The organism is Thiomicrorhabdus immobilis, assembly GCF_021654855.1.
Lineage (GTDB): Bacteria > Pseudomonadota > Gammaproteobacteria > Thiomicrospirales > Thiomicrospiraceae > Thiomicrorhabdus > Thiomicrorhabdus immobilis.
In genome coordinates this window covers 935896-961793 of record NZ_AP024202.1, presented here as the reverse complement: position 1 = coordinate 961793, position 25898 = coordinate 935896, and the positions used below count along the sequence as shown (strand labels likewise).

Sequence of the window (25898 nt, the reverse complement as noted above, 5' to 3'; positions counted from 1 at the left end):
ACGAATTAAAAGCGGGTTTAAACGAATTTTAAAGATTTGCGAATAAATCATTCTATAAACAAGTTTACAAACTTGCTAGTGCTTTTTCTAAAGAAGCGTTATCGAATACCGCTTGCATACCCATCTTACGGTCTATACGACGATTCAGTCCCATCAACACTTTACCCGGGCCTAATTCATATAAAGAATCAACGCCTTGAGCCTTCATCGCATTGACCGTCTCAACCCACTGAACAGGACGATATAGCTGTTGAACCAGTAATTCTTTGATTTCATCCACTGACTGGGCTTGCTTGAAATTCACGTTATGCAACACCGGCACAGAAGGCATGGAAAGTTCCATCGTCGCTAAAGTCTCTGCCAACTGGTCTGCCGCAGGCTTCATTAGAGAACAGTGTGAAGGTACACTTACCGGCAAAGGAACCACACGTGAAGCACCGGCTTCTGTCGCCAATTCCATTGCCGCATCCACCGCCGCTTTGTTACCGGCAATAACCACCTGACCTGGCGAGTTGAAGTTAACCGCCTCAACCACACCTTCAGCTTGCTCACAAACCGCAACCACTTGCGCATCTTCCAAACCTAAAACAGCTGCCATCGCACCCTGTCCTGCCGGAACGGCCGATTGCATAAACTTACCACGCTGTGCAACCAAAGCGACACCTTGCGCCAAGGTCATACAACCACTCGCTACAAGCGCCGTGTATTCACCCAAAGAGTGCCCTGTCATAAACGAGGGAGCAAGCGGCTTAGTTGCCGCTAAAGTACGATATACAGCGATACCTGAAGCCAGCATCGCTGGCTGAGTCACATCCGTTTGATTTAGTTTACCGTCGGCATCATTCTGAACCACATCCCAAAGATCGTAACCTAAAGCATCAGAAGCTTCGGAAAAGACTTCTTGAACTTGTGGATGGGATTCTGCTAACTCAGCCAGCATTCCAACAGATTGGGATCCTTGACCGGGAAAAACAAACGCATATGACATATTTTCAATTCCTGTAAATTTCGTAACTTAACTCTACTTATCTTTTACTTCCAAGATGAGCCTAATATTTGATTAGGGCTGAACCCCAGGTAAATCCACCACCGAACGCTTCTAGCAACAATGTTTGACCGCGCTGAATACGACCATCACGAACCGCCTCATCCAAAGCCAAAGGAACCGAAGCACTGGATGTATTGGCATGCTTGTGCACCGTAATCACCGTTTGCTCTTCGGTCAGTTTCAACTTTTTAGCGGTACCCATAATAATTCTTAGGTTGGCCTGGTGAGGAACAAGCCAATCGATATCCTCTTTTTCCAGACCATTCTCTTCCAAGGTTTCCTTAGCGATGCGGCTCAAAGTATTGACCGCCATCTTGAAGACCTCATTACCTTTCATCTGCATTGAACGTTCTGCCACAGAATCCGTTGAAGGGAGTTTAGAAACACCCGATGGGACATGAAGCAACTCTTCATACTGACCGTCGGCATGGATATGGGTCGATAAGATACCTGGTTGTTCAGAAGCTTCCAATAATACCGCACCAGCGCCGTCACCAAACAGCACACAAGTATTACGGTCTGACCAGTCGGTGATTCTCGACAAGGTTTCAGAACCCACCACCAAAGCACGTTTGGCCATACCCGTTTTAACGAATTGGTCAGCGACACTTAATGCATACAAAAACCCTGAACAAACCGCCTGGATGTCAAATGCAGGACAGCCGTGTATATCTAGGCGCTGTTGCAATAAACATGCCGTGCTTGGAAAGGTCTTGTCTGGAGTGGTGGTTGCGACGATAATCAAGTCAATCGAGTTGGCATCGATTCCCGCCATTTCAATCGCTCGCTGTGAAGCCACTTCGGCTAAATCACAGGTTGTTTGGCCATCAGCAGCGATATGACGCTGTTGAATACCGGTACGCTCACGAATCCACTCATCACTAGTGTCGACCATTTTTTCTAAGTCTGAATTCGTAAGGATTTTTTCTGGTAAGTACCCGCCCGTACCAATAATACGGCTGTAGATTTTTTGATTCATAATTTTCTTATCTGCTTGGCAGTCTAAATGGACTGCTTACCTTACAACAAAACGCGAACCTAAACCACCAAAACAAGCTTATTCAAGCTTGTATCTAGGCGGTTTCTTTAGATTCATTCTCTTCAGATTGCTTTTGCAACAACACTGAAACTTCTGCTGAAATTAAATCAGGTACGTTTTTAATGACTTCTAAACGCGCCTCTGAGATAGCATTAAAAAATGAGAATTGATCAGCGCCACCATGACTTTTAATCACAATTTTACGCAAACCAAGAAGAGAGGCGCCATTATATTTTCTAGGATCGACTTTGCTCTTAAATGACTTCAATACAGGATAGGCCATCAACGCAACGAACTTAGTAAATAAGTTCTTGGTAAAGGCTTCCTTCAAATAGAAAGAAATCATTTTAGCGACACCTTCACTGGCTTTTAAAGCGATATTTCCGTCAAACCCATCACAAGCCACCACATCGGTATCGCCTTTATAGATATCATCACCTTCTACATAACCGATGTAGTTGATTGAAGTACCGTTAAGCAACTTATGCGCATCTTTGATGCGCTGATGACCCTTGATCTCTTCTTCACCAATGTTTAACAGCCCGACACGTGGATGTGGGTTATCATCAACAGCCTTAGTCAATACTGAACCCATTAAAGCGAACTGCATCAGGTTTTCACCGGTACAGCCTACATTCGCGCCCAAATCCAAGACATGAACATGCCCTTTCATAGTCGGCATCGACGTACAAATCGCAGGACGATCGATACCCGGAATGGTTTTCAAAACAAACTTGGCAACCGCCATTAAAGCACCGGTATTCCCTGCGCTGACACAAGCCTGAGCCTCATCATCCTTAACCAAATTAAGGGCGATACGCATCGAAGATTGACGTTTATTTCTTAACGCTTTTGACGGTAAATCGTCCATCTCAACAACTTGATCGGCATGTTGAACGGTGATTCGTGAAGAGTCGTACTGATGTTTGGCAAGTTCGGCCTGAATTAGAGATTCCTGACCAACTAAAACAATGTGAATGTCTGAGAAAGAGTTGAGTGCATCGATTGATGCCGGGACAGTGACCGTTAAACCGTGGTCACCACCCATAGCATCGATGGCAATAGTAATAGCCAAGATAAATTACGCCTTATCTTGAACTACTTTTTTACCTTTATAGTAACCATCAGCCGTTACGTGGTGACGACGGTGTACTTCACCTGTAGTTTCATCTACAGTTAGAGTTGGTGCACCAAGTGCATCATGTGAACGACGCATACCACGTCTTGAAGGTGTTTTACGACTTTTTTGAACTGCCATGGCAATCTCCTAAGTTTATAATCTTTAAATCTATTTTTTTAACCCTTGCAAAGCTGCAAAAGGGTTCGGCTTTTGGGGCGCCTCGTCATTGATTTGCCCCTGCTGATTTGCAACGTTTGTTTGATTTGAAGCACCATCATAATCCGGCGCAGAACTGCTGTTATCAACGGGTGCCAATGGCACACATAACAACAACTCTTCTTCTACTAACTCATGTAGTGAGATTTTTTCACCATCAAGCTCGTAAACTTCAACATCCGTTGGTAAATCTTGTGTTAATGCCAGCGTTTCTGTAAATACACCTTTTACTTCAGTGTCTACAGGCAAGTCAAATGCTTTCAAAGAACGCTGACATTGCAAATTTAAACTGGTTTGTATTTTCATGATAAAGGCAGGAAACCTGAGTACTTTATCATAGAAAAACTCTATCTGAACATCGACCTCGCGATCGGCTTCATTAACCACTTCAACCACGCGTTTTAAGCGGCTTTGGTTGACTCGTCCATTAAATCGTTTATTATGATTTACCGAGTAAATAGGGTCAATTAAATCAGGTAGCTTATTAAACATAGGCGCGAATCATACTCGCATAGCCTCTTGAAGTCAAAAAAAACTCATTAAAAAAGTTAAAAAAACGCATATTTTTTAAACGCTTAAGCAAGTTACTCGACTTAAACCAAAAAAGAAAAATATCAATATATTTTTCTATAACAAAAACAATCTGTTAACACGAAGACCTTACAAGCATTTCAACACCCAACAATCGAGCGGACCATGACTACAGCGCAAACCATAAACAGACTTCCCCCTATTGTATTGGGATCAACCTCTCCTTTTAGGAAAAATTTACTCGATAAACTTCACTTGAACTTTATCCAAGATGCGCCAGACATCGATGAAACACCTTTCAAAGATGAAATGCCCGCTGAGATGGTGTTAAGACTGGCTAATGCCAAGGCAGAGGTGTTTAAAGAGAAGTATCCTGCACACATTATTATTACGTCGGATCAATGTGCCGTATTTGACAACCAACCAATTGGCAAGCCGCATACATTCGAAAACGCCGTCAACCAACTCAAACAATTCAGCAACCAGGCCATTACCTTTTATACAGGCCTGGTTGTATTGAACACCTCTTCAGGTAAACATTATCAATATCTGGATACCACCAAAGTGTTTTTCAGAGAGCTGTCTAATGACGTAATCCACAACTACCTCACTATTGAAGAACCGTTCAACTGTGCTGGAAGCTTTAAATCCGAAGATTTGGGCGTAACCCTATTCAACAAGATAGAAAGCCGCGACCCCAATGCGTTAATCGGTTTGCCTTTAATGGCATTAACCGATATTTTTTATGAAATGGGTTATGCGTTACCTATCCTAAACAACTGAACAGACCAAATTCAATAAAGCGACCAGGCCTGGTCGCTTTGGGACTTTCAAAACTGAATGCGTTTCTCTTTATATTAAATATGATTCTTAAATATGGTTCATTAACCACATATTAAGCTCATTCAATGAATCCAAGGTCGCTTTAGGATTAAAAGACTGAAGCACCTCTGTTTGATGCACACCATGACTTAAAGCGACTCGATCCATATCAATATTTTGCGCCATCTCCATATCAAAAGTGGTATCACCAATCATCACTGCTTCTGACACTTTTAAGCCAAATTCCTCTAGAATCTGCGTGAGCATCAAAGGATCAGGCTTTGAAGCCGATTCAACCGGTGTGCGAGTCATATCAAAATAGACTCCAAAGCCAGTTTCAGCTAAAACGGCATTCAAACCTTTACGACTTTTACCTGTTGCAATTGCCAACTTAAGCCCCTGCTGTTTGAGATTCAGCAACAAAGCCTCGGCACCATCAAAAGGCACCATATCCACATTACTCTCTTCCAAAAAGCACTGGGTATACGCCTCTGACATAGCCACAACCTGAGATTGATTCAAGTCCGGATACAAACCCAAGATGGCATTCTCAAGGCTCAAACCGATAATCTGTTTGGAATCATGATATGAAAGTACCGGCAACCCCGTTTCCCTAGCCGCAGTTTGGATCGCATCGACAATACGTGCCTCAGAATTCATCAGGGTACCATCCCAATCAAAAATCACGGCCCTATACCTTGCAGCACTACTCTTATTTATCTCTTGCATATTATCTCTTCTCAAATCCATCTATTTCATCACTTAGGTCAAACTAGACTAAGGCAAACTTAACGTTTGAATAATCTTTTTAAAATCCGGCCACAAAGGCGCTTCGAATAACATTTTCTCTTCGGTCACAGGATGGGTAAAACCTAAAAACTGTGCATGTAACGCCAAACGTTTCATCCCAAGCGGTCGGTATTTTTTATTCACCTCCCTATCGCCGTACTTATCATCCCCCATCAAAGCACAACCATTCGCCAGAGCATGGACCCTAATCTGATGGGTTCTACCGGTTTTAAGCTTGACCGAAACCAAATCCGCACCTTTCAAATGCTGAACCACTTTAAAATAGCTAATCGCTTGCTTGCCATCTTTGGCCACATTCACATGCCAACCACCATCAGGCAGATGGTCTTTTCTTAAAGGTAAGTCGACTTTTTGCACGTTTTTAGGCCATTGCCCCATAACAATCGCCAAATAACGCTTATCAAACTGATCCGCTCGAATTTGTGCATGCAAATGTTTCAACACCGAAGCCTTTTTGGCAATCAGCAGGCATCCCGAGGTGTCCCGGTCAATACGATGAACCAATTCCAGTCGTTTAGCCAAAGGTCTTAGCACCCTGACAACTTCAATCAAACCCCACTGGATTCCGCCACCACCGTGAACCGCTACGCCAGAAGGTTTGTTTACCACCATTAAATCATTATCTTCGTAAAGAATACTCTCTTCGATACGCTTGAGTTGAGCGACAGGGATATCAGAATCATTAATTTCCACCTTATCCGGCACCGTTACCGGAGGAATACGCACCACATCGCCCGCTTCCAATCGAGTATTTGCTTTAGCACGCCCTTTATTGACACGTACTTCACCCTTGCGAATAATACGGTAAATGAGTGTTTTAGGCGCTTTTCGCAAATGGCGCATCAAGAAATTATCTAAGCGCTGACCAGCATCTTCGGTTCCTACATCTACTAACTGTACTTTTGCACTCATCTTTTACAAACACTCTATATAAAACAAAATCAAAACCCGAAGTAGGTCTCTGTTTTGCCTGTTATTTTAAAACTTTACCTAATTGGCGCACAGTTTAACCGCATATAACAAACTTGTCATTGCATAGCCATAAAATGAGTGATATATTTGCCGAGCTTATTTTTATAAGCGATGTACTCGTAGCACACGATTAAGTGCAAGAATTTTTAACCAATAGTGGATTTATAAGAGTAAACCTCGATTGAACCCACTATTGACTTGATTAAAAACTCTGAGCCATACATCTTAAATATAAGACGATACACAGCCAGTACCTACCTAGTTTAAGCAGACAAAATCTCAATTAAACTGAAGTACCCGCAACACTTACAAGTGCAGTGCCTTAATTAGCTTCTTTCAGCCATAAAGACTGAACATGAACTACAAAGCCATAAGACACTTTGTAAGCGATACGAGAAAAAACAGGCTGAAAGTATAGTTAAACAGGAATAAAAACACTCCTGATGGCTAGAGCAAACGGTAATAAAGACAAAAAACAAAACCCCGCTTTGCTCGATAACAGTGTTACACAAAAAGAGATGATTTAGTGCAATGCAATACGGCATTCACACAAAGATAAATTGTAAAACCCTTTGTTAGACTCGGCAAAGAAGCCCATAAAACGTCTAACCCTACTTAAACTTTTTGTAGTAACAACCTGCCTAACAGCTTTCACCAGGCCTGGTAACAAGGCTCTCGTCTGCATTCGTCTATGTAATACAATGTATTGCCCAGCTTAACCATAAAGAGAAAAGCATGAAAAGAATGCTCATTAATGCGACTCAAGCAGAAGAGACTCGCATTGCCCTAGTAGACGGTCAAACCCTCTACGATCTGGATGTGGAAACGCCACACCACCAAAAGAAAAAAGCCAACGTCTATAAAGGTAAAATCACACGCATAGAGCCTAGCTTAGAAGCCGCATTTGTTGATTACGGCGCAGAGCGCCACGGCTTTCTACCTTTTAAAGAAGTTGCTGAAGAATACTTTCCTGAAAAACAGCCTGGTTCTGGGCGCCCAACCATCAAAGATGTCCTTAAAGAAGGCCAAGAAGTCATTGTCCAGGTTCAAAAAGAAGAACGTGGCAATAAAGGTGCGGCTTTAACCACCCAAATCACACTGGCTGGCCCTTATGTTGTGATGATGCCAAACAACCCTAAAGCGGGGGGAATCTCTCGCCGTATCGAAGGTGATGAGCGTACAGATATTCGTGATACTTTACGTGATTTAGAAACCCCGGAAGGCATGGGTTTAATTATCCGTACCGCAGGTGTTGGCAAAAACACAGAAGAACTCCAATGGGGGGTTAACTACCTCATCCAGCTTTGGGATGCGATTCAAGCCGCTTCCAAAGAAAAGGAAGCACCTTTCTTAATCCACCAAGAATCGGACATAGTTATCCTGGCGATTCGTGATTACCTTCGTCAAGATATCGGTGAAATCATCATCGATAATATGGAGGTTTACCATAAGGCACGCGAGTTCATCCAACATGTTATGCCACAACAGGTTTACAAGGTAAAACCGTATCAAGATACCATTCCGCTGTTTACCCGTTTCCAAATCGAATCACAAATCGAATCGGCCTATCAGCGTGAAGTGACCCTGCCTTCCGGCGGTTCAATCGTCATTGATATCACTGAAGCGTTAACTGCAATCGACATCAACTCAAGTCGCGCCACCAAAGGTTCCGATATTGAAGATACCGCTTTCAACACCAACATGGAAGCTGCATGTGAGATTGCACGTCAACTGCGCTTACGTGACTTAGGCGGCTTAGTGGTTATCGACTTCATCGATATGCATTCAAACCGTCACCAGCGTGAAGTCGAAAACAAAATTCGTGACGCGGTTAAAACTGATCGCGCTCGAGTTCAAATCGGCAAGATTTCACGTTTTGGTCTTTTAGAGATGTCTCGTCAACGACTTCGCCCTTCAATTGAAGAATCCACTCAAATCGTATGCCCACGCTGTCACGGTGTAGGGGTTATTCGAGGTGTTGAATCTTTAGGCCTATCTCTGCTACGCCTTCTTGAAGAAGAGAGCATGAAAGAGAATACGCGCCGTGTAACGGTGCAACTACCGGTAGATGTCGCGACCTTCCTGTTGAATGAGAAACGTAATCAGCTCATTAAAATTGAAGACCGTCATAACCTGCACATTTTAATTGTTCCAAATGAACATTTAGAAACCCCGCAGTACATTATGGAACGTACCCGTATCGGTGAAGAAGCTCCTCAAAGCGCTAGTTATGAGATCAAAGAAGTCATGACTCCAGAAATGGAGCAAAATGCCGAACCTGCTAAAATTGCGCCAAAAGAAGAGCCTGCTGTACAAAATCTTCAGCCAACAGCCCCTCCTCCGGCATCAACTCCTGCCGCTCAACCGAGTGGTGAGCAAAAGCCTGGGTTGTTTGCACGTGTTTGGAACTCTTTATTTGGTAAAACAGAACCGGAAGAAGAGGTAAAACCTCGCGCTCGTAGCAACAACCGTAACCGCAACAACAATAATCGTCGCCGTAACAACGAAGGACGTAATGGTGAAGCGCGTAACGACAACCGTAATGCTCGCGGAAGAAACCGTAACCGTAACGACGACTCTCGTAATGAGAACCGTAACAACCGTGCTCCAGAGGCCGAATCAGCTAACCAGCCAAATACGCAACCTCAAGAGAAAACACGTAAGCCAAGACGTAACAACCGTAATCGTCGTGATCGTGATGAAACTGCAAATGTTAATGAAGAAGCGCAAACCAATGTGGCTTTGAATAACGAACAGAATCTTGAGCAAAATGCAGACAAGCAAGCGGAATCAACAACTCCTGAAGCATCTGCAAATCAAGAGAAAGAAACCAAAGGCCGCCGCAATGCGGGTCAACGCCGTAGTCGTTACAATAGCCGCAGCTACAACAGCCGTAGACGTGCTCCAGCGGGTGCTGAAGAGATGTCAATCGAATCACCGGCTCCTGGAACTGTGCAAGCAACGGAAGTCGCTTCTGATTCGGTCACGGCATCAACAACGCCAGAAGGCAATGAAGTGGTTACTCCGTCGCAACCTGTGATTGAAAACGCACCTCAAGCAGAGTCGTCAACAGAAGTGACTGTGGCCGAAACTCAACAGAGTGAAGTTGAAGCCGTTGTTGCCCAAGAAACAATCTCTGAAACCGTGGTTGAAGTAGCCGTTCAAGAGGTTGCGCCGACCGCGGCAAGCGAGCAAAATATTGAAAGCGAAACCGCTACCTCAGAAGGTGTTTCTGAAGGTGTTTCTGAAGGCGTTACTGAAAACAGCCCAACTGAAACGGTTGTTGAAAGCAACGAAGAGACTGCCACAGCAGAAAATACGGATAATGAAGAGAAACCTAGACCAAGAAGACGTTCACGCCGTCCTCGTCCACAAGGTGCTAGAAGAAAATCTAGTTCCAAGTCTTCCAATACGCCATCAGAGTCGACTCAAGATTAACCTTGATACGCTCTAAAACAAAAAAGCACCGAAAGGTGCTTTTTTTATGGATGGAATTGAGATTGACCTTCAGTTAACCCTTTAACTCAAGTGGGTTATCTTGATATGGTTTAAAAGCCCTTCCGAAGCTGACTCCACCAAATCAAACACATGCTCAAAACCTTGAGCCCCGCCATAATAAGGATCTGGCACCTCCGACTCTTCATAATCATTGGTATAGTCCAAAAACATCTGAATTTTCTCTTTATGTTCTGGCAGGGCTAAATCGAGCAAGTTGTGATAATTCTCTTCATCCATCGCCAGAATATAATCATATTCATAAAAATCGCCAAAATCGACCTTACGTGCCCTTAAATCCAACATCTCAATACCACGATTACGTGCCGTCTGCATCGAACGTGTATCAGGATGTTTGCCAATATGATAAGCCGCTGTGCCTGCCGAATCGATAGCAATCAAATCTTGCAAACCTTGGTCTTGTACCATTTTTCTAAACACCGCATGTGCAGTTGGAGAACGGCAAATATTGCCAAGACAAACAAACAGTACAGAAACTTTATTCATTGAACTTAAACCTTTACTTTTTAATATCAACATTCGTTTAAAATAGGCCCATTAGTTTACAAGGCCTCCACAAAAAATGCATCCTTTGCCCATGACCCAATTTCAATTTGATTCCAACTGGATTATCTACGCGGACGCACATTTAATTGTGGCCAATAAACCCAGCGGGCTACTTTCCGTACCTGGCCGCGGCCCTGACAAACAAGAATGTTTGCTATCCCATCTAATGACCGATTTTCCCGATGCAAAAATCGTGCACCGTCTGGACATGGACACCTCTGGCTTAATGGTCGTCGCACGTTCTGCTGAAGTCCACCGCCACCTTAGCCGCCAATTCCAGGAGCGCCAAACCAAGAAGCGTTACTATGCGGTCTGTGCCGGTAAACCTAGCCTTGAAAGCGGTTATATAAACTTGCCTATGCGTTGCGACTGGGAACGTCGACCGTTACAAATGATTGACTTCAAACAAGGTAAAGGCGCTTTAACGCATTGGAAAGTGCTTGAACAATACGTGGATTCTTTTTTAGTAGAACTCTCGCCCGTCACCGGTCGTTCGCATCAACTCAGATTACATATGAAATCACTTGGCCACCCTATTTTAGGAGACAACCTTTATGCGGATTCCGATAGTTTACGCCAATCCAATCGATTGATGTTGCACGCTAAATTCTTAAGTTTTATACACCCTATCACCAACCAATCACTAACATTTGATTGCCCTGCTGACTTTTAAATAAACTTGAATATCTCGGGCAAAATGGCATGTTATATGCTTAAAGTTACTATATTTTATACAAACAATAAGCTTCAATACCTCAATTTTGAACACTCTTTAGCGGATAGGAATAGTAGCCATGTCAGAGATTGATTTAGAAAAAGATGACAAAGCCACCCAAGAAATGTTGTCTATGATGGGCGATTTAAATGATGACACCAGTAGCTCTTTAGATGACTTGGAAGACCTGGATGCAGATGCGCTATTAAGCGCGTTGGAAGACTTACCTAGCGACGATGACAATGAGATTGAGACCCAAGACATTGAATCAACGCCAACCAGCGACAGCAGTGATACCGCTGAAACTGACGACTTGAATGACATGGATTTAGAGGGTATTGACCTGGATGATATGGATGAACTTGATGACATCGACGCATTCATGGCTGAAGCCAACACTGAAGTCGAAGCCGAAGTCGAGATTAAAGACCCTGATATGCATTCTGAAGCCAAAGATGACTCAAACACGGATATTGAAGATTTAGAAAAAATGCTTGAAGGTATGGATGATATTGAAATACCTGACGAGGCTGAAGTATCTTCGGAAGAAGATGCTATGGATATCGATGATTTATCAGCCCTCGACATCGATGACTTAGACGGTTTAGAAGATTTGGAAGATATCGACCTAGACGCATTGAGTGACGACACTGAAGAAAGCTCTACATCGGCTGATGCTATTGATGATACCGATATAGACATTGATGATATTACAATGGACACAATGGATGACGGAATAGATGACGTTGACTTGGATGACATCGATCTAGATGATATCTCTGAAAACGATTCGGCAGATACCAGTTTGGATTCAGAAAACAGCAGCGATGAACCAAGTCTAGAGAATCTTGAAGACATTGACGCTATCGAAGATATCGACCTGGATGCGCTTTCTGCTTCAGATGAAGTCAATATTGATGACAGCGAAATCAATGAAGAGATAGACTTGGATGATTTTTCAGATATGCCTGAATCAGGGATTTCAGAAGATGAGTCAATCAACGATTTGACAGCGGAGACCACTGGAGAGATCAATCATGATGATATCGACAGTATTGCTGAAGACCTAGCCGATGAAGACTTAGAACTCATTCAACAAACAGGTGAATCTGTAGCGAACATGGAAGAAGCGATTGAAATCGATCAATCAATTCAAGCTATTGCTCAAGAAGTTAAACAGACGGCGCAAGAAGCCACCCTTTTAGCCTTGGCGACTTCAAAACAAGCTCAGGAATCTGCAGAACGCACTCAACAGGCAATAGAGTCTACTTTTTCCGCTGCCGAACGAGCTTTTGAAGCGGCCAAAAAAGCGGGATACAGCGTTGATCTATCAAATATTAATATGACGCAAAGTAGTGCTGAGATTGCCGAGCTGCTTACTCAAATTAAAGAGAAGAATACCCACCTTAAAACAGTCAATGAGAGTATTAAAGCTCGCATTAAAGAAATGAAAGCGGAATAGGCAAAATCTATGAGCGATATTGTTGATGATCTATTACAAGAAGTCGAACAGCTTGAGGAATCAACTCAAGCGTTAGAGTCGACTATTAAAAATACATCGAATCAAAACCAACAGATCCAGGAAGCGAACAACAAAGCTTCCAGCGAAGCGAGCCTTCTTGCATTAGAAGCGGCAAAAACCGCTCAAGAAGCCTCAACTCAAAGCCATCAAGCGGCTCAAGCATCCATAAAACAAGCTGAACTGCTTAAAGCGCAAACCATCGAACTTAATGATTCAAACTTCAATTGGCGCCAATCGGTTCGTAATGCCGCCAAAGATTTTCAGTCTGCGAAAAGCAGTTTTTCCATTATGCTCATCACATCAATTGTATTCAGCTTCATTGCGCTGGGTGCAATGGGTTATTTACTTTATGCCATGCAAAAAGAACAAGCCCAATTCAAAGGTGAAGTTCTGGATATCATTGCCACCGAAAACACGTTATTAAATAAGAAAATCACCTTAAAAGTGGATGAATTAGCCTCGGTAATCGAAACAATGACTCAACGCATTGCCAGTCTTAATGATATGAACGCCAAAACCGCTGTCAGTATTCATCCAGAAGGGTCTGACTTGCATACCGATGAAACCGTAGCAACCGAAAAAGCCAGCGAGCCAGATAGCCACAGCGATGCTCATAATAGCGTACATCCAGAGACCGCCGCCTTGATCGCCGATCATGAGATGCCGGTAACAGATGGTCTTCACGTTAAAAATGATAAGGAAGAAATGCTGCATCATACCGATAGTCAAACAACCGACTCTCAAACCAAAGCGCACTCAGTCATTGCAAACTCTCACTCCACCGAGACAAACCATGACCGTCCAATGAAGGAAGAGAGTCTTCACAATGACGGCTTGAAGGATTTGCATAACAATACAAATACAGCGCAAGTATCTAGTGAAGAATTTGCTGAGCTGAAAGCCTTAGTTGAGAAGGTATTAACACAACAACAAACCATACAGGCTCAAGTTCAAAAGTCCCCGACGGCTTCAGGTTTGACAGAATTCCAGGTCAAAAAACTCAATGACATCAGCTGGCTGATCAAAAAACAAGAGAAAACCTTACAAGCGATTCAAGCCCGTTTAGGTGTTAAAACCAACTTAAACTTGAATACGACTGAGAGTTCAAAAACCATCCTAAATGAACTGAAAAACCTACAAAACCAGCAGCAACAGTTGCAAAAGCAGATGCTCGAAATGCAACAGGTTATCAAAAGATATACCGAAGCCCCTAAAGAAGCGGCGCCTTATAGCTATAAAGCTAAATGATTGTCAGACAAGTTCAATAAAACCATTACCGCAGAGCGTCTAATCCAAGATGGCTCTCGGGTCATGGTTTCAAAACCGAATACCAGTGAAGCGATTTCACTCCTACTTTAATATTTAATCGTTTAAACCTTTTCCGAAATCCAATCCGTTCTAATGAACAGAGTTTGCTATCCACTCGATATAAAACCGTTATTGATGGTACCCCCCTCTCCCATAAGCCCTTATAAACTCTAGCAAAACCTCCATGTGCGACAATTTGTCGCATTGTTTGAATTTCCTTAAATCATTAGAATCCTCGGCTAAATGAAAACCAAGGATTTCTCAATGCATAACCTCCCTTTCAAACCCAAACCTTCAGTGCTTCTATTCGCTACGTTATTTGCTTCCCATGCCCATATAAGCCATGCCGAATCAACTAGCCTTGATGCCATCCAAGTGACCAGTTCCACAATTGAAGACCGTTTTGAAAGTGATACAAACAATCCTTCAAGCACCATGCTTATCAGCGGAGAAGCGGTCGAAGCAAAACATGCAACCAATATCATTGAAGTACTCCGCAGTGTACCTGGTATTACCGCTGATTTAGCCGGTGAAGGCGATGGTATTAAAATCAAGATTCGTGGTATTGATAACCAACGTTATATGGGTGAAAAGCCAGGAGTAGCGATTGTCATCGATGGCGTCCCTGTGTTTGAACGTACCGGAAAGGTCAATATCGATCTAGATAATATTGAATCTATTCGTATCGTGAAAGGCGGAGCGTCTTACCTATTTGGTGAAGACGCTTTGGCTGGTGCAGTCATTATTACCACTAAACGTGGTGCAGATAACGCGGGAGCAACCTTGGAACTGGATACAGGAAGCTACGGCTATACTCGTAAACAACTCAAACTTGGTCTAGCCGAAGACGAATTCGCTGGCCATATCCAGTATTCAGACAGACATAACGACGGTTACTATGCCTTATCTCAACGTGACTCAAAAAGTCTCTCTGGAAATTTTCAGTATTACATGGATGACAGTAGTGATTTCACATTCGGTTTTGAGAAGGCAGACCGATTCCGTGATCGAGATGGCTCTGTGACAGGTGTTACCGCTGCGGAAACCGACCCTGAAGGCGAACTTGAAGGACGAGGTTATACTCGCATGTTCAATGTCGACTTATCCCGCTTAAACCTCACTTACTCAAAAGATTTTTCCGATACAGGAAATTTTCAAGCGATTGTTTATCAATATGAAGACATTACCGACTTTTGGTCAGCGCCTATCAAATACGATGGCACGGGTGCAACAGTGGGTGACGATCAAGTGGATATGTATCAAAACCTAAATGATTACCACCAGATTCAACGCGGATTAAAACTCGAAACACGTGACTCATTCGGTAACTGGGCCTTAATGGGCGGGCTTGAATTCAAAAAGAACACGTTTGATGAAGTGACAACAGTAAAAGAAGACTATCGTACCTTCAAATTCGGCAGCACCATTACGGCTGGCACGATTAAATCCGATTCGTATCGCGAAGAAATCACCAAAGCCGCATACACTGAAGCCAAACTTGCGGTAAATTCTGATTTGGACATCACGGTGAACTACCGTTTTGACCAAATCGATATGGACGGTTTAGATAGACTTACAGATACAACATCGAGCGACACTTTTAACATGCACTCTTTCCGTCTAGGCGGTGATTATGACCTCAGTGAAAGTAGCTCACTATATAGCTCTGTCTCAACCGGTTTTCGTGCGCCTACCCTTGAACAAATGGCCACCAATGACAACCTAAAACCTGAAACCACCTACAACTTTGAACTAGGTTTACGTAATTCAGTCAACCTTTTGGGCTGGCAGACCAAGATGAATACCTCTGCTTTCTATATTGACCGCAGTGATTTTATTACCAGCAGTATCGGGCAGTACGTAAACAGCAATGTCACCAACCAATATGATATTGAAGAACTTTATGAAAACATCGGACAAACCACCAGCTATGGCTTAGAGCTGGCTCTGCAAACCGAAAAGAAACATGACCTTTCATTCGACTTTGCCTACACCTATCTTGTGAGTAAATTCGGTAGTTATGAGGATTTTTACCTTGCTTTAGGAAATCCGTACGGTACGGTTTTAAATTCATTATCTGCAATGACAGACCCAACCAAAGAAGTCTATTTCCAGCACTATGACAACAGCGGCAATTATGTTCCAAGAACCCCAACCCATAGCGCGAACTTCCGTACCAACTGGTATGCCACAAACCACCTCACTCTCAATGCAGAAGTGGACTACCGTGGTGAAAGCTATGCCGATGAAATCAACCAAGAGAAAATGCCAGCACGCACACTATTTAACCTGGGATTGGAATACAAAACCAAAGCTAAAGTCGTAGGCGGTAGGCCTTCTGATTTAAGTTTCTTCCTGAAAGTGGATAACGTACTTGATGACCAATTCTATTCGATTGTACGTGGTACCTACGACAGCAACCAGGATGGTGTTTATAACCAAGAAGACCTTTCCATCAACGTTGATCCAGGTCGTGTTTGGATGGCTGGTTTAAAAGTTAAATTCTAAGGAATAATATGAAACACTACTCGTTATGGATGTTTCTGCTAAGCGGGTGGTTGACTATTTGGTCAGCCCCCGTTTTTTCGTCAGAAGCACAGACAAACCAAACAGGAACAAACAAAGTGGCTCTGATCTCTACCGAGTTTGTACTAAGCCATAAATTTAAGTTACTCGAGCCAATTTCCAAACAGCAAGGTGTTGAATTTTCTTGGGTACAAGTCGATGCAAAAAACGGTTCTGGTGGTTTAAAGGGGGTTCAGAAAACTCTAAAAAATGCAGGCCTGGTCATTATTGATGCTCCAAGAAACGAAGACCAAGCGATAATTGAAAATATGGCAGGTGAGACGTTACGCGCGTTAAAAGTACCCGTTTTGCATATCAACCGCTTTAGCCGAACCTTAAAGATGCGCACGGTCAATATGAGTGGGCAGGTTGGACAACATATTTACGCCTATTATTTGGGAGGCATGACCGACAACCATCGTTTGTTGTTTGACTATGCCAAAGCCCTAATGGCTGGTGGCGACTTAGCCCAAATTCCACCCCCCATTGAGATGCCAAATGGCGGAATCTACCACCCAAAATACACAAAACAAATCTTTACCGACCTACCAAGCTATTTAAGCTGGTGGCAACAGCAAAACCCAAAAGATGACCTAAACGGTAAACAAAATACACCAGGCCTGGTCATAGGCATGGAAACCACCTCAAGTTATCTATCCGATGGTCAAACTCGTCATTTGGATGCGGTGATTGCTGAGATTGAACAACGTGGTGCTATGCCGCTGGTCTATTATCGAGCAGCCAGAGTCAATCAAAGCACCTTTGCTAAACGACCGCAACAAGGTACAACTCAACCGCAAGGAAAACCTCAAAACCAACCTTCTGGTCGTCCAATGCCAGCCAACTCTAACAAGCCACAAACCGCTTCGCAAAGACCAAGTGGTCGTCCCTTAACAGCGAATCAAGCAACTAATCAAACCGACAACCCTTTTCCCAATCCCAAAACAGGGCGTCCTTATAAATTTGACGAGCCATTAATCACTTATCACGGCAAGGTTTTACCCAATGTCATGCTAGTCAATACCTTTTTAGGTGGCGATACCGATGGCAAAAAATTACGTTATCAAGCCCAAGGTATCCCTGTTCTCAACATCCTGCACTACCGTGATGGTGGTCGAGATGTTTACCTTGAGGATTTGGCAGGTGTGAGCTCATTCCGCTTACCCTTCACCTTAACCAATGCCGAATATATCGGGTTGCAAGACCCTGTGGTGTTAACGGTAAACCCAGATGGCGAAATGATTGCCCTGCCTGAACAGATGGATTTACTGCTAGGTAAAGCGATGAACTTGGCCAAGTTACAGCAAAAAGCCAATGCCGATAAAAAATTGGCATTACTGTTTTGGAACCACCCTCCTGGTGAAAAAAACCAAGGTGCGTCCAATATGAATGTACCGCGTTCCATTGAAAAATTGGTTACCGATTTAAAACAACAAGGTTATCAATTTGAGGATATTACCGAGCAACAAATGATTGATGCGGTGGCAACGATGCTACGCCCCGCTTATCGTCAAAACGCCCTGCCTGAATTAATGCAAACCGAGATGTGGGATTTTATGCCACTGGCAACTTACCAGGCCTGGTTCAAAAAATTACCACAAACAGTGCAAGCGGATATGAACCAGCACTGGGGGGATGCCGAGCAGAATAATTGGCTGCTGGAATACCAAGGACAAAAAGGCTTTGTCATTCCTCGCTTAAAACTTGGCAATTTAATCGTTATGCCGCAGCCAAATCGTGGTGGCAGCACGGCCGAACAAGACAAAGACCTGTTTCATGACACTAAAAAACCCATGAATCACTACTATGCGGCTGCCTATCTTTGGATTCGTGAAGTCTATAAAACCGATGCCATCGTTCATTGGGGTACTCACGGCACGCAAGAGTGGCACCCAGGTAAAGAACGTGGTCTTTGGGCGTATGACTACCCTAATTTAGCGGTTGGCAACACCCCCGTTGTTTACCCCTATATTGTCGATAACATTGGTGAAGCGCTTCACGTTAAACGCCGTGGCCGAGGGGTGATTATCAGCTATCAAGTACCGTCTTTTTCGCCAGCTGGCCTGTCTGACGATTTTGTAGCCATCAATGACACCATTCGTGAATACACCTCATTGGATGATGGTTTGGTGAAATCAAATGCCAAAGAGCTGATTATTGAGCAAGCCGTCAAAATGAAAATCCCCGAAGATATGGGATGGAAAGTCGCCGACTTACACGCTAATTTCGACTCGTTTTTACGTGACATTGAAAACTACCTGGAAGACCTAGGTTCAGCCATGCAACCTTTAGGCTTACATACCTTTGGTGAAACCGCGGAGGACGACCATTTAGCCCTCAATATTATGCTGATGCTGGGTGATGACTTAATGCAACCGCTTGGATTCAAAGACAGCCGCCAACTCTTTAAAGCGGATTACAAACTCATTAAAGAGAGTGCACCATTTAAGTTTGTGCGTAGCCATATCATCCAACAGCAACCGTTGTCTGCCAATGACCAAGCGAATTTAGCCTTAGCTGCCATCGTGAAACAAGGCATTAAATACGCCAATAATATGCAAGCAGAAACTGAAACCAGCGGATTGTTAACAGGCCTGTCTGCCAAATGGGTTGACCCGTCATACGGTGGCGATCCCATTCGCAATCCAGATGCCTTGCCAACAGGACGCAACATGTATGGTTTCGATCCCTCACGCATTCCCACCAAAGCCGCTTATGCCGCAGGGGTGCAAGCGATGAAAGAGTTGGTTATTAGTCATCAAGCGACCCATAACGAGTTCCCGAAAAAACTCACTTTTACCATGTGGAGCTCCGAGACTTTGCGTCATTTAGGGATGTTGGAAGCCCAAATATTTTATGCCATGGGAGTAAAACCCACTTGGGATAGAGGTGGACGAGTGACTGGCTTGAAGGTCATTCCTTTGGAGGAACTGGGGCGCCCGCGTATTGATACCGTGATTTCATTAACAGGGCTGTATCGCGACCAATTCCCGAATGTGATGGAACGGTTCAATGAAGCAATCGAAATGTTGGCTAATCTGGATGAGTCACCAGAACAAAACCTGATTAAAGCCAATACCTTACGCATTGAAAAAGAGCTACTCGCCTCAGGTATTGATGCCAAATCAGCCAGAATTTTTGCTCTAACCCGAGTATTTGGAACCGAGAGCGGAGATTACGGCACTAAATTGCCCGATGCCACTTTGGCCTCCGACCAATGGGATGAAAAAGATGGCAAACTCGCCGAGCTGTATCTGTCGCGCATGTCTTGGGCGTATGGTCCAGATAAATCGCAATGGAGTCAAAAAGCCAAAGATGCCACAGGCAAAATAGTCAATGTCTATGCCGAGCAGCTTAAAGGCACCAGTGCGGCGGTTTTCTCTCGTTCTTCCAATTTACGTGGCCTGTTGGATTTAGACCATCCGTTTGAATATTTAGGTGGGATTTCTCTGGCGGTTCAACACTTGGATGGCCAAGCCCCTCAGCTGTATATCTCAAATATGCGCGATCCTAAAAAAGCCAAATTGCAAACCGCAGAGCGTTTTTTAGCCACGGAATTACGTGCGGTCTATCAGCACCCAAATTGGGTCAAAGAGATGCAAAAAGAAGGTTATGCGGGCACATTGGAAATGCTGGATGTCATCAATAACTTCTGGGGCTGGCAAGTGATGGATCGCAATGTGGTGCGTGACGACCAATGGCAAGAATTTCATGAAGTGTATATCAAAGATAAATACAACTTAGAGATGAAAGCCTGGTTTGAAAAGTCTAACCCAACCGCCAAAGCGCAAATTGCCGAACGTATGTTGGAGGCGATTCGTAAAGACTACTGGAAAGCGAGTGAGCAAACCAAAAAAGAGTTGGTGCAAGTCTATCAAGAGTTGGCCGAAAAGTATGATGTGCATACCGATAATCAAACCTTTAAGGCTTATGTCGCTGAATTGGCCACAGGTTATGGACTCAGTGCCGCCCCTGCTCCTGATGCCGCGTTATCCGCTGCCGAACCTGCCGCAGTCGAAACACCCGAGCAACCAGAAAACGCAGAACCGACTGAACCGACCGAAGCATTAGAAACCGTGCAAGGCCAAGTCATGCAAGAACAAACAGAACAAGAACCGCAAGAACCCCAACCACGCTGGTGGTTAGCCTTATTTGCATTATTACTCTTGGGCGCAATTCACCAGGCCTGGTTACGTAGAAAACAGTCCGTTTAACAAACTAAAAGTAAAGCTACCAGGCCTGGTAGCTTTATTTAAATTGAGTTAATCAAAACAACAAAAAGGATTTTAAATGAATTTTATTGAACAGATGATGGCCGATGTTTCCAGCCTCTTTTTAGCCCCGGTTTTAATCGTATTGGCGTTGATGTTTTTATACGCCTTATATGAACTGGGACGTTTTAGTTTTGAACTCATTATGCGAAGACTAAGTGGTCAAGCCGAACAACCTTTAAGCTATTTTTGGGGTAAAAACCCCGAATTGGACCAGCAAGAGGTTGAGCTTTATCTGTTGAAACAATTAGAGCCTTTACGTTTAGTCAGCCGAATTGCACCTATGCTCGGACTGGTTGCCACCATGATTCCAATGGGGCCTGCGTTGATGGCGGTGGCTTCGGGTAATTTTATGGATGTGGCTAATAATTTAACCGTGGCATTCGCGGCGGTTATCATCGCTCTGATGTCGGCATCCATCACCTTTTGGATTTTATCGGTACGTCGTCGTTGGTTATTGGAAGAGCTTAAAATGCTGGTAAAAAATCGAGCAGAAAAAACAACAAATCCAGAAACTGTCACAGCTTAAGGAGCAACCATGAGCCAAATCGATTTAAATATTATTGAAGAAGACGAAGACGACCCGATTTTAAGTGTGGTCAATATGGTTGATCTGTTTTTGGTGGTGATTGCGGTACTGTTGATTATTGTGATGAGCAACCCGATTAATCCGTTTAACAGCGCCGAGAACGTCACCGTGATTAAAAATGCGGGACAACCTAATATGGAAATCTTGGTCAAAGAGGGTGACCAATTAAAAGAGTATAAATCCACAGGGCAAATGGGCGAAGGTAAAGGCTCTAAAGCAGGAGTCGCTTATCGATTGGAAGATGGCAGTATGATTTATGTACCAGAAGAGAAAAATCAATAACCTGCTCTCCCTACCCAGCAAATAAAATAACTTTATACATGCATAACCATTCATAAGTGCGACAATTTGTCGCATTTTTTTTGCCCCAAACATACTTCAAAATACGGAGCCAAATATCTATTCCCAGATGATTCATCAAAACAACAAATAAAAGCCAGAAATCATGAAAAAGAAACTTTTAGCCTCCATTATTGCAAGCATGTTATCGCCAGCCGTTTACGCAGATTCTCTGCCACAAATTGAAGTCATCGGCACTTCAGAACAAATCAACCAACAACAAATCACTCAAGAAACGATTCAATCAAATAGTAGCTCTACCAGTGATGTAGTCAACATTTTAAAAAACTCTCCTAGCGTTTCCGTTAATCAGGCGGGACCTGTTTCTGGTTTCCCTGTGATACGCGGTATTGCAGACCACCGTTTAAATGTAGAGCTTGATGGCATGCCCCTGTTGGCTTCTTGTCCAAACCACATGAACACGCCTTTGTCTTATACCTCTCCGTCACAAGTTGATAATGTTGAGATTTACCCAGGTATCACACCTGTTAGCGTGGGTGGTGATAGTATTGGAGGCAGTATTCTTGTCAAAACCAATGAGCCTTTCTTTGCCCCTACTTCAGAAGTAGTTACCAAAGGTGAAATTGGCGCTTACTACCGTAATAACGGAGATGCTAAAGGCGGCAATGTGGCGGTCACAACCGCAAATGACAAATTCAGTTTGACCTATAAAGGCTCAAAAGCCATGTCTGGCAACTATGATGCTGCGGATGACTTTAAAGACTTTACGACTACCACCAAATCTACATCAGGTACAGAGTTTACATCAGGAACGGAAGGAACAACTACCGATAAAGATGAAGTAGCAGGTACCGCTTACGAATCAATCAACCACAGCTTAGGGTTTGCTTATAAAGGTGATGACAATCTATTCCAAGCAACCATAACCAAACAAGAGATGCCTTATCAACAGTATCCTAACCAACGTATGGATATGACTCAAAACGACAGCACTAAATTAAATCTTTCATTCGACCAAGCGATGAGCTGGGGTGATTTAAAGTTACAAGCTTATAGTGAAGAAGTCGACCACAAAATGGCATTTATGGATTACAAGATTCAAACGCAAATGCCGATGGATACCGAAAGTGAAACCAAAGGGGTTAAAGCTTCTGCACTTGTCGCACTTGATAATAAAAATGATTTGAATATTGGTGCTGAATTACAAACATATACTTTGGATGATTATTGGGTTGCTAACCCTGCTTCACCAGGCATGAGTCCAAATACTTTCTGGAACATCAATAATGGTACACGTGATCGTAATGCGCTTTTTGCCGAATGGATTAAAGAAGTCAGTCCTGCGTGGAAAACTCGTTTAGGAGCTCGCTATGAATTGGTTAACATGAATGCGGATGAAGTCCAGGGTTACCATGACGCTGACACCTTCACTAAAGGCACCGTTACAATGACGACCAATGAAGCAAGTGAAGCGGCGGCTTTCAATGCTTCTGACCGTTCAGTGACGGATCACAACCTTAACCTAACCGCATTAGCGAGTTATAAAGCTAGCGATACCTTTGATATGGACATGGGCTTTGCCCGTCAAGTACGTTCACCAACGCTTTATGAACGTTATACTTGGTCAACTTGGTCCATGGCCGCGGTTATGAATAACTTTGTGGGTGATGGAAATGGTTATATCGGTGACATCAACTTAGAACCTGAAACGGCTTATACTCTAAGCACCACTCTAGATTGGCACGCGGCCAATCAAAAAGATTGGAGTGTTCAAGTTATGCCATACTTCAGCCATATTGAAAACTATATTGATGCTGAGTTAGTGAAAAGTTATGGTGATTTCGGTGTATATCAATACGTCAACGAAAGTGCTCGTATCTATGGTTTAGATGTTGCAGCTAATACTAAATTGGCTGAAAACGAGTTTGGTGATTGGAAAGCCAAAGCCAAAGTCAATTACGCTCGTGGTATTAACTTAGAAACAGATGATAACTTATATAACATTATGCCGTTAAATGCGACGGTTGCCGTAATGCAACAGCTAAACCGTTGGAACAACAGCGTTGAATTGGTGTTGGTTAGCGATAAAACAGAAGTTTCTGAAAACCGTAATGAACTGAAAACAGCGGGTTATAGCTTAGTGAATATGAAAACAAGCTATACCTTAAAGAATCTACGTATCGATTTTGGTATCGATAACCTATTTAATCACTCTTATGACTTACCAACAGGTGGAGTCTATACAGGTGAAGGTAAAACGATGTCAATCACAGGAATCCCGCAATTGGCTGTTCCTGGTGCGGGTAGAACGTTCTACGCTGGCTTGAATTTAAAGTTCTAACTTAGAGAGCTTTAATCGCCAAAAACAAAAAAAGCCCTTTCGGGCTTTTTTTGTATCTGCTACTCAAGAAATTACATCATTGGATAGATAGAAGCTAACTTATCAAATTGCTCGGCCGTTAGGACTTTTTTCATATTGTCACGACAATCGATTTTGGTTTCGGCAATCTGTTTACGCATCGCCAAGGTTTTCTCGAACTTAGCCATCAATTCCGCTTTAGACATGCCTGCTAAAGTGTCTTGAATTAGCTCTTTTTCAGTCATGTTCACAGCCTGAAATAAACGCTTCATCTCATCACCGTTCTTTTGAGTCCACGCTTTTAATTTGCCCACTTGCTCATCACTCAATCCTAGTTCCTGAGCGTTTTTAATCGCGATACCGGTTAAATTAGGAAACGCAGGGTTGGCATGCATTACCAATTGCATTGGGTTGCTATTGCGCCCATTACTTAATTGTTTGCCCATCATACCCATCTTCATGCCTTTCATTGGCATCAAAGGACGACCTTTGGCTTCAATGGTTTTGGTAGAGCCATCATCAAACGTTAAATCGATTTTAATGCTTTGGTCCTTTTCAACTGGCGCATTTAAACCAATTAACATAATGTGGAAACCACCTGGTTTTAATGCCGTTGACTGGCCCGCAGGCAAGTCAATCTTTTGCACTTGGCGCATACGCATCACGCCATTATCGTGAATGTGGGTATGCAGTTCGGTTACTTTGTTAATATAAGCTTTAGCAGAAACCAAAGCATGGTCACTGTGCCCCGTATTTTTAAGCTCCATAAATGCCGCCGTTGCCGGTGCGTTTGGCGGCACCATACGCACATACGGGTTACTGACCTCAACCATTTCGGCTACCGTTGCGGCCATTGCTTGAAAACTCATTACACATCCGGCGGCAACCGCCAGTAAAGACAATCGTTTCATCATCACTCCTAAAGATAAATAGACAACAACTTAAGTAAAAATACCACTTTCAATCCATTATGGATTGTAAAACAAATTACACCGTAAAATCATTAAGATTTGACCAGGCCTGGTTATTTTTCAACCGGCCTTTTTTGTAGCTTTCTTTGCAAAGTGCGACGATGCATATTCAAAGCTTGTGCAGTCAGGCTGATATTGCCATCGTGCTCCATTAACACCTTTTGGATATGTTCCCATTCCAAACGCTTGACCGACATGGCGTTAAAACTATCCTGCTCAATATTCTCATTTCGGCTTGGACAAGCCGCTTCTTCGGATTCCGAAAGGTTGCTTTCTTCCAACCCCAACGCATTTAAAATTTCTTTGACGCTGGCAGGCTTACACAAATAATCATAAGCGCCAATACGCATGGCCTCAACCGCCGTTGCCACACTGGCATAGCCCGTTAAAATCAGAACTTTGCAATCGGGATAATGGCTTAACAAGGTCTGCAACAGGTTTAAACCACTTTGGCCATTTAAATTCAGGTCCAAAATAGCGTAAGCAAACGATTGTGTGGCCATCAACTGACCAGCCTCCTCTGGCGAACTGGCGGTCAGCACCATAAGATTGTGGTATTTAATCGACTGCTCTAAAATCCTTAAAAAAGTCGTATCGTCATCCACGATTAAAATTGGCAACTCATTCATGGTAAACGCCTTTATCTCTCAGCTTATTCATTGCCCCTTCTTGAGGCTT

At 43.4% G+C, this 25898-nt stretch carries 20 protein-coding genes; 10 read left to right on the top strand and 10 right to left on the bottom strand.

Annotated elements, in window-relative coordinates; all coding sequences use genetic code 11:
- Positions 1-64 precede the first annotated feature (64 nt).
- The 5 genes from fabD to L6421_RS04210 form a co-directional block, all read right to left on the bottom strand.
- Positions 65-988: an ACP S-malonyltransferase gene (gene fabD, locus L6421_RS04230; protein WP_237263899.1), complete on the bottom strand. Its 924-nt coding sequence runs from the start codon at positions 986-988 to the stop codon at positions 65-67.
- 61 nt (positions 989-1049) lie between these two features.
- The gene (locus L6421_RS04225; protein WP_311195294.1) at positions 1050-2027 is read right to left on the bottom strand and encodes a beta-ketoacyl-ACP synthase III; all 978 of its coding nucleotides are present in this window, start codon (positions 2025-2027) and stop codon (positions 1050-1052) included.
- A 94-nt stretch (positions 2028-2121) separates the two neighbouring features.
- On the bottom strand, positions 2122-3162 hold the full coding sequence (plsX, locus tag L6421_RS04220) for a phosphate acyltransferase PlsX (protein WP_237263897.1): 1041 nt from the start codon (positions 3160-3162) through the stop codon (positions 2122-2124).
- A 6-nt stretch (positions 3163-3168) separates the two neighbouring features.
- Positions 3169-3345: a 50S ribosomal protein L32 gene (gene rpmF / locus L6421_RS04215; RefSeq protein ID WP_040725588.1), complete on the bottom strand. Its 177-nt coding sequence runs from the start codon at positions 3343-3345 to the stop codon at positions 3169-3171.
- Between the two features lie 30 nt (positions 3346-3375).
- Positions 3376-3915 (bottom strand): YceD family protein, encoded by a 540-nt coding sequence (locus L6421_RS04210; protein ID WP_237263895.1) that lies wholly within the window; start codon positions 3913-3915, stop codon positions 3376-3378.
- Between the two features lie 204 nt (positions 3916-4119).
- On the opposite strand from L6421_RS04210, the gene L6421_RS04205 reads away from it, so the two are divergent.
- A complete protein-coding gene (locus tag L6421_RS04205; RefSeq protein ID WP_237263893.1) occupies positions 4120-4737 on the top strand; it encodes a Maf family protein in 618 nt (205 codons plus the stop codon).
- 87 nt (positions 4738-4824) lie between these two features.
- Here the strand turns inward: L6421_RS04205 and L6421_RS04200 are convergent, their stop codons facing one another.
- Positions 4825-5463, bottom strand: a complete 639-nt coding sequence (locus L6421_RS04200; protein ID WP_237263891.1) for an HAD-IA family hydrolase — start codon at positions 5461-5463, stop codon at positions 4825-4827.
- A gap of 90 nt (positions 5464-5553) precedes the next feature.
- The gene (locus L6421_RS04195; protein WP_237263889.1) at positions 5554-6498 is read right to left on the bottom strand and encodes an RluA family pseudouridine synthase; all 945 of its coding nucleotides are present in this window, start codon (positions 6496-6498) and stop codon (positions 5554-5556) included.
- A gap of 795 nt (positions 6499-7293) precedes the next feature.
- Between L6421_RS04195 and rne the strand changes: the two genes are divergently transcribed.
- The gene (gene rne / locus L6421_RS04190) at positions 7294-9996 is read left to right on the top strand and encodes a ribonuclease E (RefSeq protein ID WP_237263887.1); all 2703 of its coding nucleotides are present in this window, start codon (positions 7294-7296) and stop codon (positions 9994-9996) included.
- A gap of 81 nt (positions 9997-10077) precedes the next feature.
- On the opposite strand, the gene L6421_RS04185 is transcribed toward rne, so the two are convergent.
- A complete protein-coding gene (locus L6421_RS04185; protein ID WP_237263886.1) occupies positions 10078-10560 on the bottom strand; it encodes a low molecular weight protein-tyrosine-phosphatase in 483 nt (160 codons plus the stop codon).
- Between the two features lie 91 nt (positions 10561-10651).
- On the opposite strand from L6421_RS04185, the gene L6421_RS04180 reads away from it, so the two are divergent.
- The 8 genes from L6421_RS04180 (at position 10652) to L6421_RS04145 (ending at position 24231) form a co-directional block, all read left to right on the top strand.
- Positions 10652-11293 carry an RluA family pseudouridine synthase gene (locus tag L6421_RS04180; RefSeq protein WP_237263884.1) on the top strand — a complete coding sequence of 214 codons (642 nt, stop codon included), beginning with the start codon at positions 10652-10654 and terminating at the stop codon, positions 11291-11293.
- Between the two features lie 121 nt (positions 11294-11414).
- Positions 11415-12797 carry a midas domain-containing protein gene (locus L6421_RS04175; protein ID WP_237263882.1) on the top strand — a complete coding sequence of 461 codons (1383 nt, stop codon included), beginning with the start codon at positions 11415-11417 and terminating at the stop codon, positions 12795-12797.
- Positions 12798-12806: 9 nt separating this feature from the next.
- Positions 12807-14105 (top strand): hypothetical protein, encoded by a 1299-nt coding sequence (locus L6421_RS04170; RefSeq protein ID WP_237263880.1) that lies wholly within the window; start codon positions 12807-12809, stop codon positions 14103-14105.
- Positions 14106-14429: 324 nt separating this feature from the next.
- Positions 14430-16673 carry a TonB-dependent receptor gene (locus tag L6421_RS04165; protein WP_237263878.1) on the top strand — a complete coding sequence of 748 codons (2244 nt, stop codon included), beginning with the start codon at positions 14430-14432 and terminating at the stop codon, positions 16671-16673.
- 8 nt (positions 16674-16681) lie between these two features.
- Positions 16682-20944, top strand: coding sequence for a cobaltochelatase subunit CobN (gene cobN, locus L6421_RS04160; protein ID WP_237263876.1), 4263 nt, complete (start codon positions 16682-16684; stop codon positions 20942-20944).
- Positions 20945-21020: 76 nt separating this feature from the next.
- The gene (locus L6421_RS04155; protein ID WP_237263874.1) at positions 21021-21530 is read left to right on the top strand and encodes a MotA/TolQ/ExbB proton channel family protein; all 510 of its coding nucleotides are present in this window, start codon (positions 21021-21023) and stop codon (positions 21528-21530) included.
- 9 nt (positions 21531-21539) lie between these two features.
- The gene (locus L6421_RS04150; protein ID WP_237263872.1) at positions 21540-21872 is read left to right on the top strand and encodes a DUF2149 domain-containing protein; all 333 of its coding nucleotides are present in this window, start codon (positions 21540-21542) and stop codon (positions 21870-21872) included.
- Positions 21873-22035: 163 nt separating this feature from the next.
- Positions 22036-24231, top strand: a complete 2196-nt coding sequence (locus L6421_RS04145) for a TonB-dependent receptor (RefSeq protein WP_237263870.1) — start codon at positions 22036-22038, stop codon at positions 24229-24231.
- Between the two features lie 71 nt (positions 24232-24302).
- On the opposite strand, the gene L6421_RS04140 is transcribed toward L6421_RS04145, so the two are convergent.
- The gene (locus L6421_RS04140; RefSeq protein WP_237263868.1) at positions 24303-25160 is read right to left on the bottom strand and encodes a copper chaperone PCu(A)C; all 858 of its coding nucleotides are present in this window, start codon (positions 25158-25160) and stop codon (positions 24303-24305) included.
- A 113-nt stretch (positions 25161-25273) separates the two neighbouring features.
- Positions 25274-25849 carry a response regulator transcription factor gene (locus L6421_RS04135; RefSeq protein WP_237263866.1) on the bottom strand — a complete coding sequence of 192 codons (576 nt, stop codon included), beginning with the start codon at positions 25847-25849 and terminating at the stop codon, positions 25274-25276.
- Between the last annotated feature and the right edge of the window lie 49 nt (positions 25850-25898).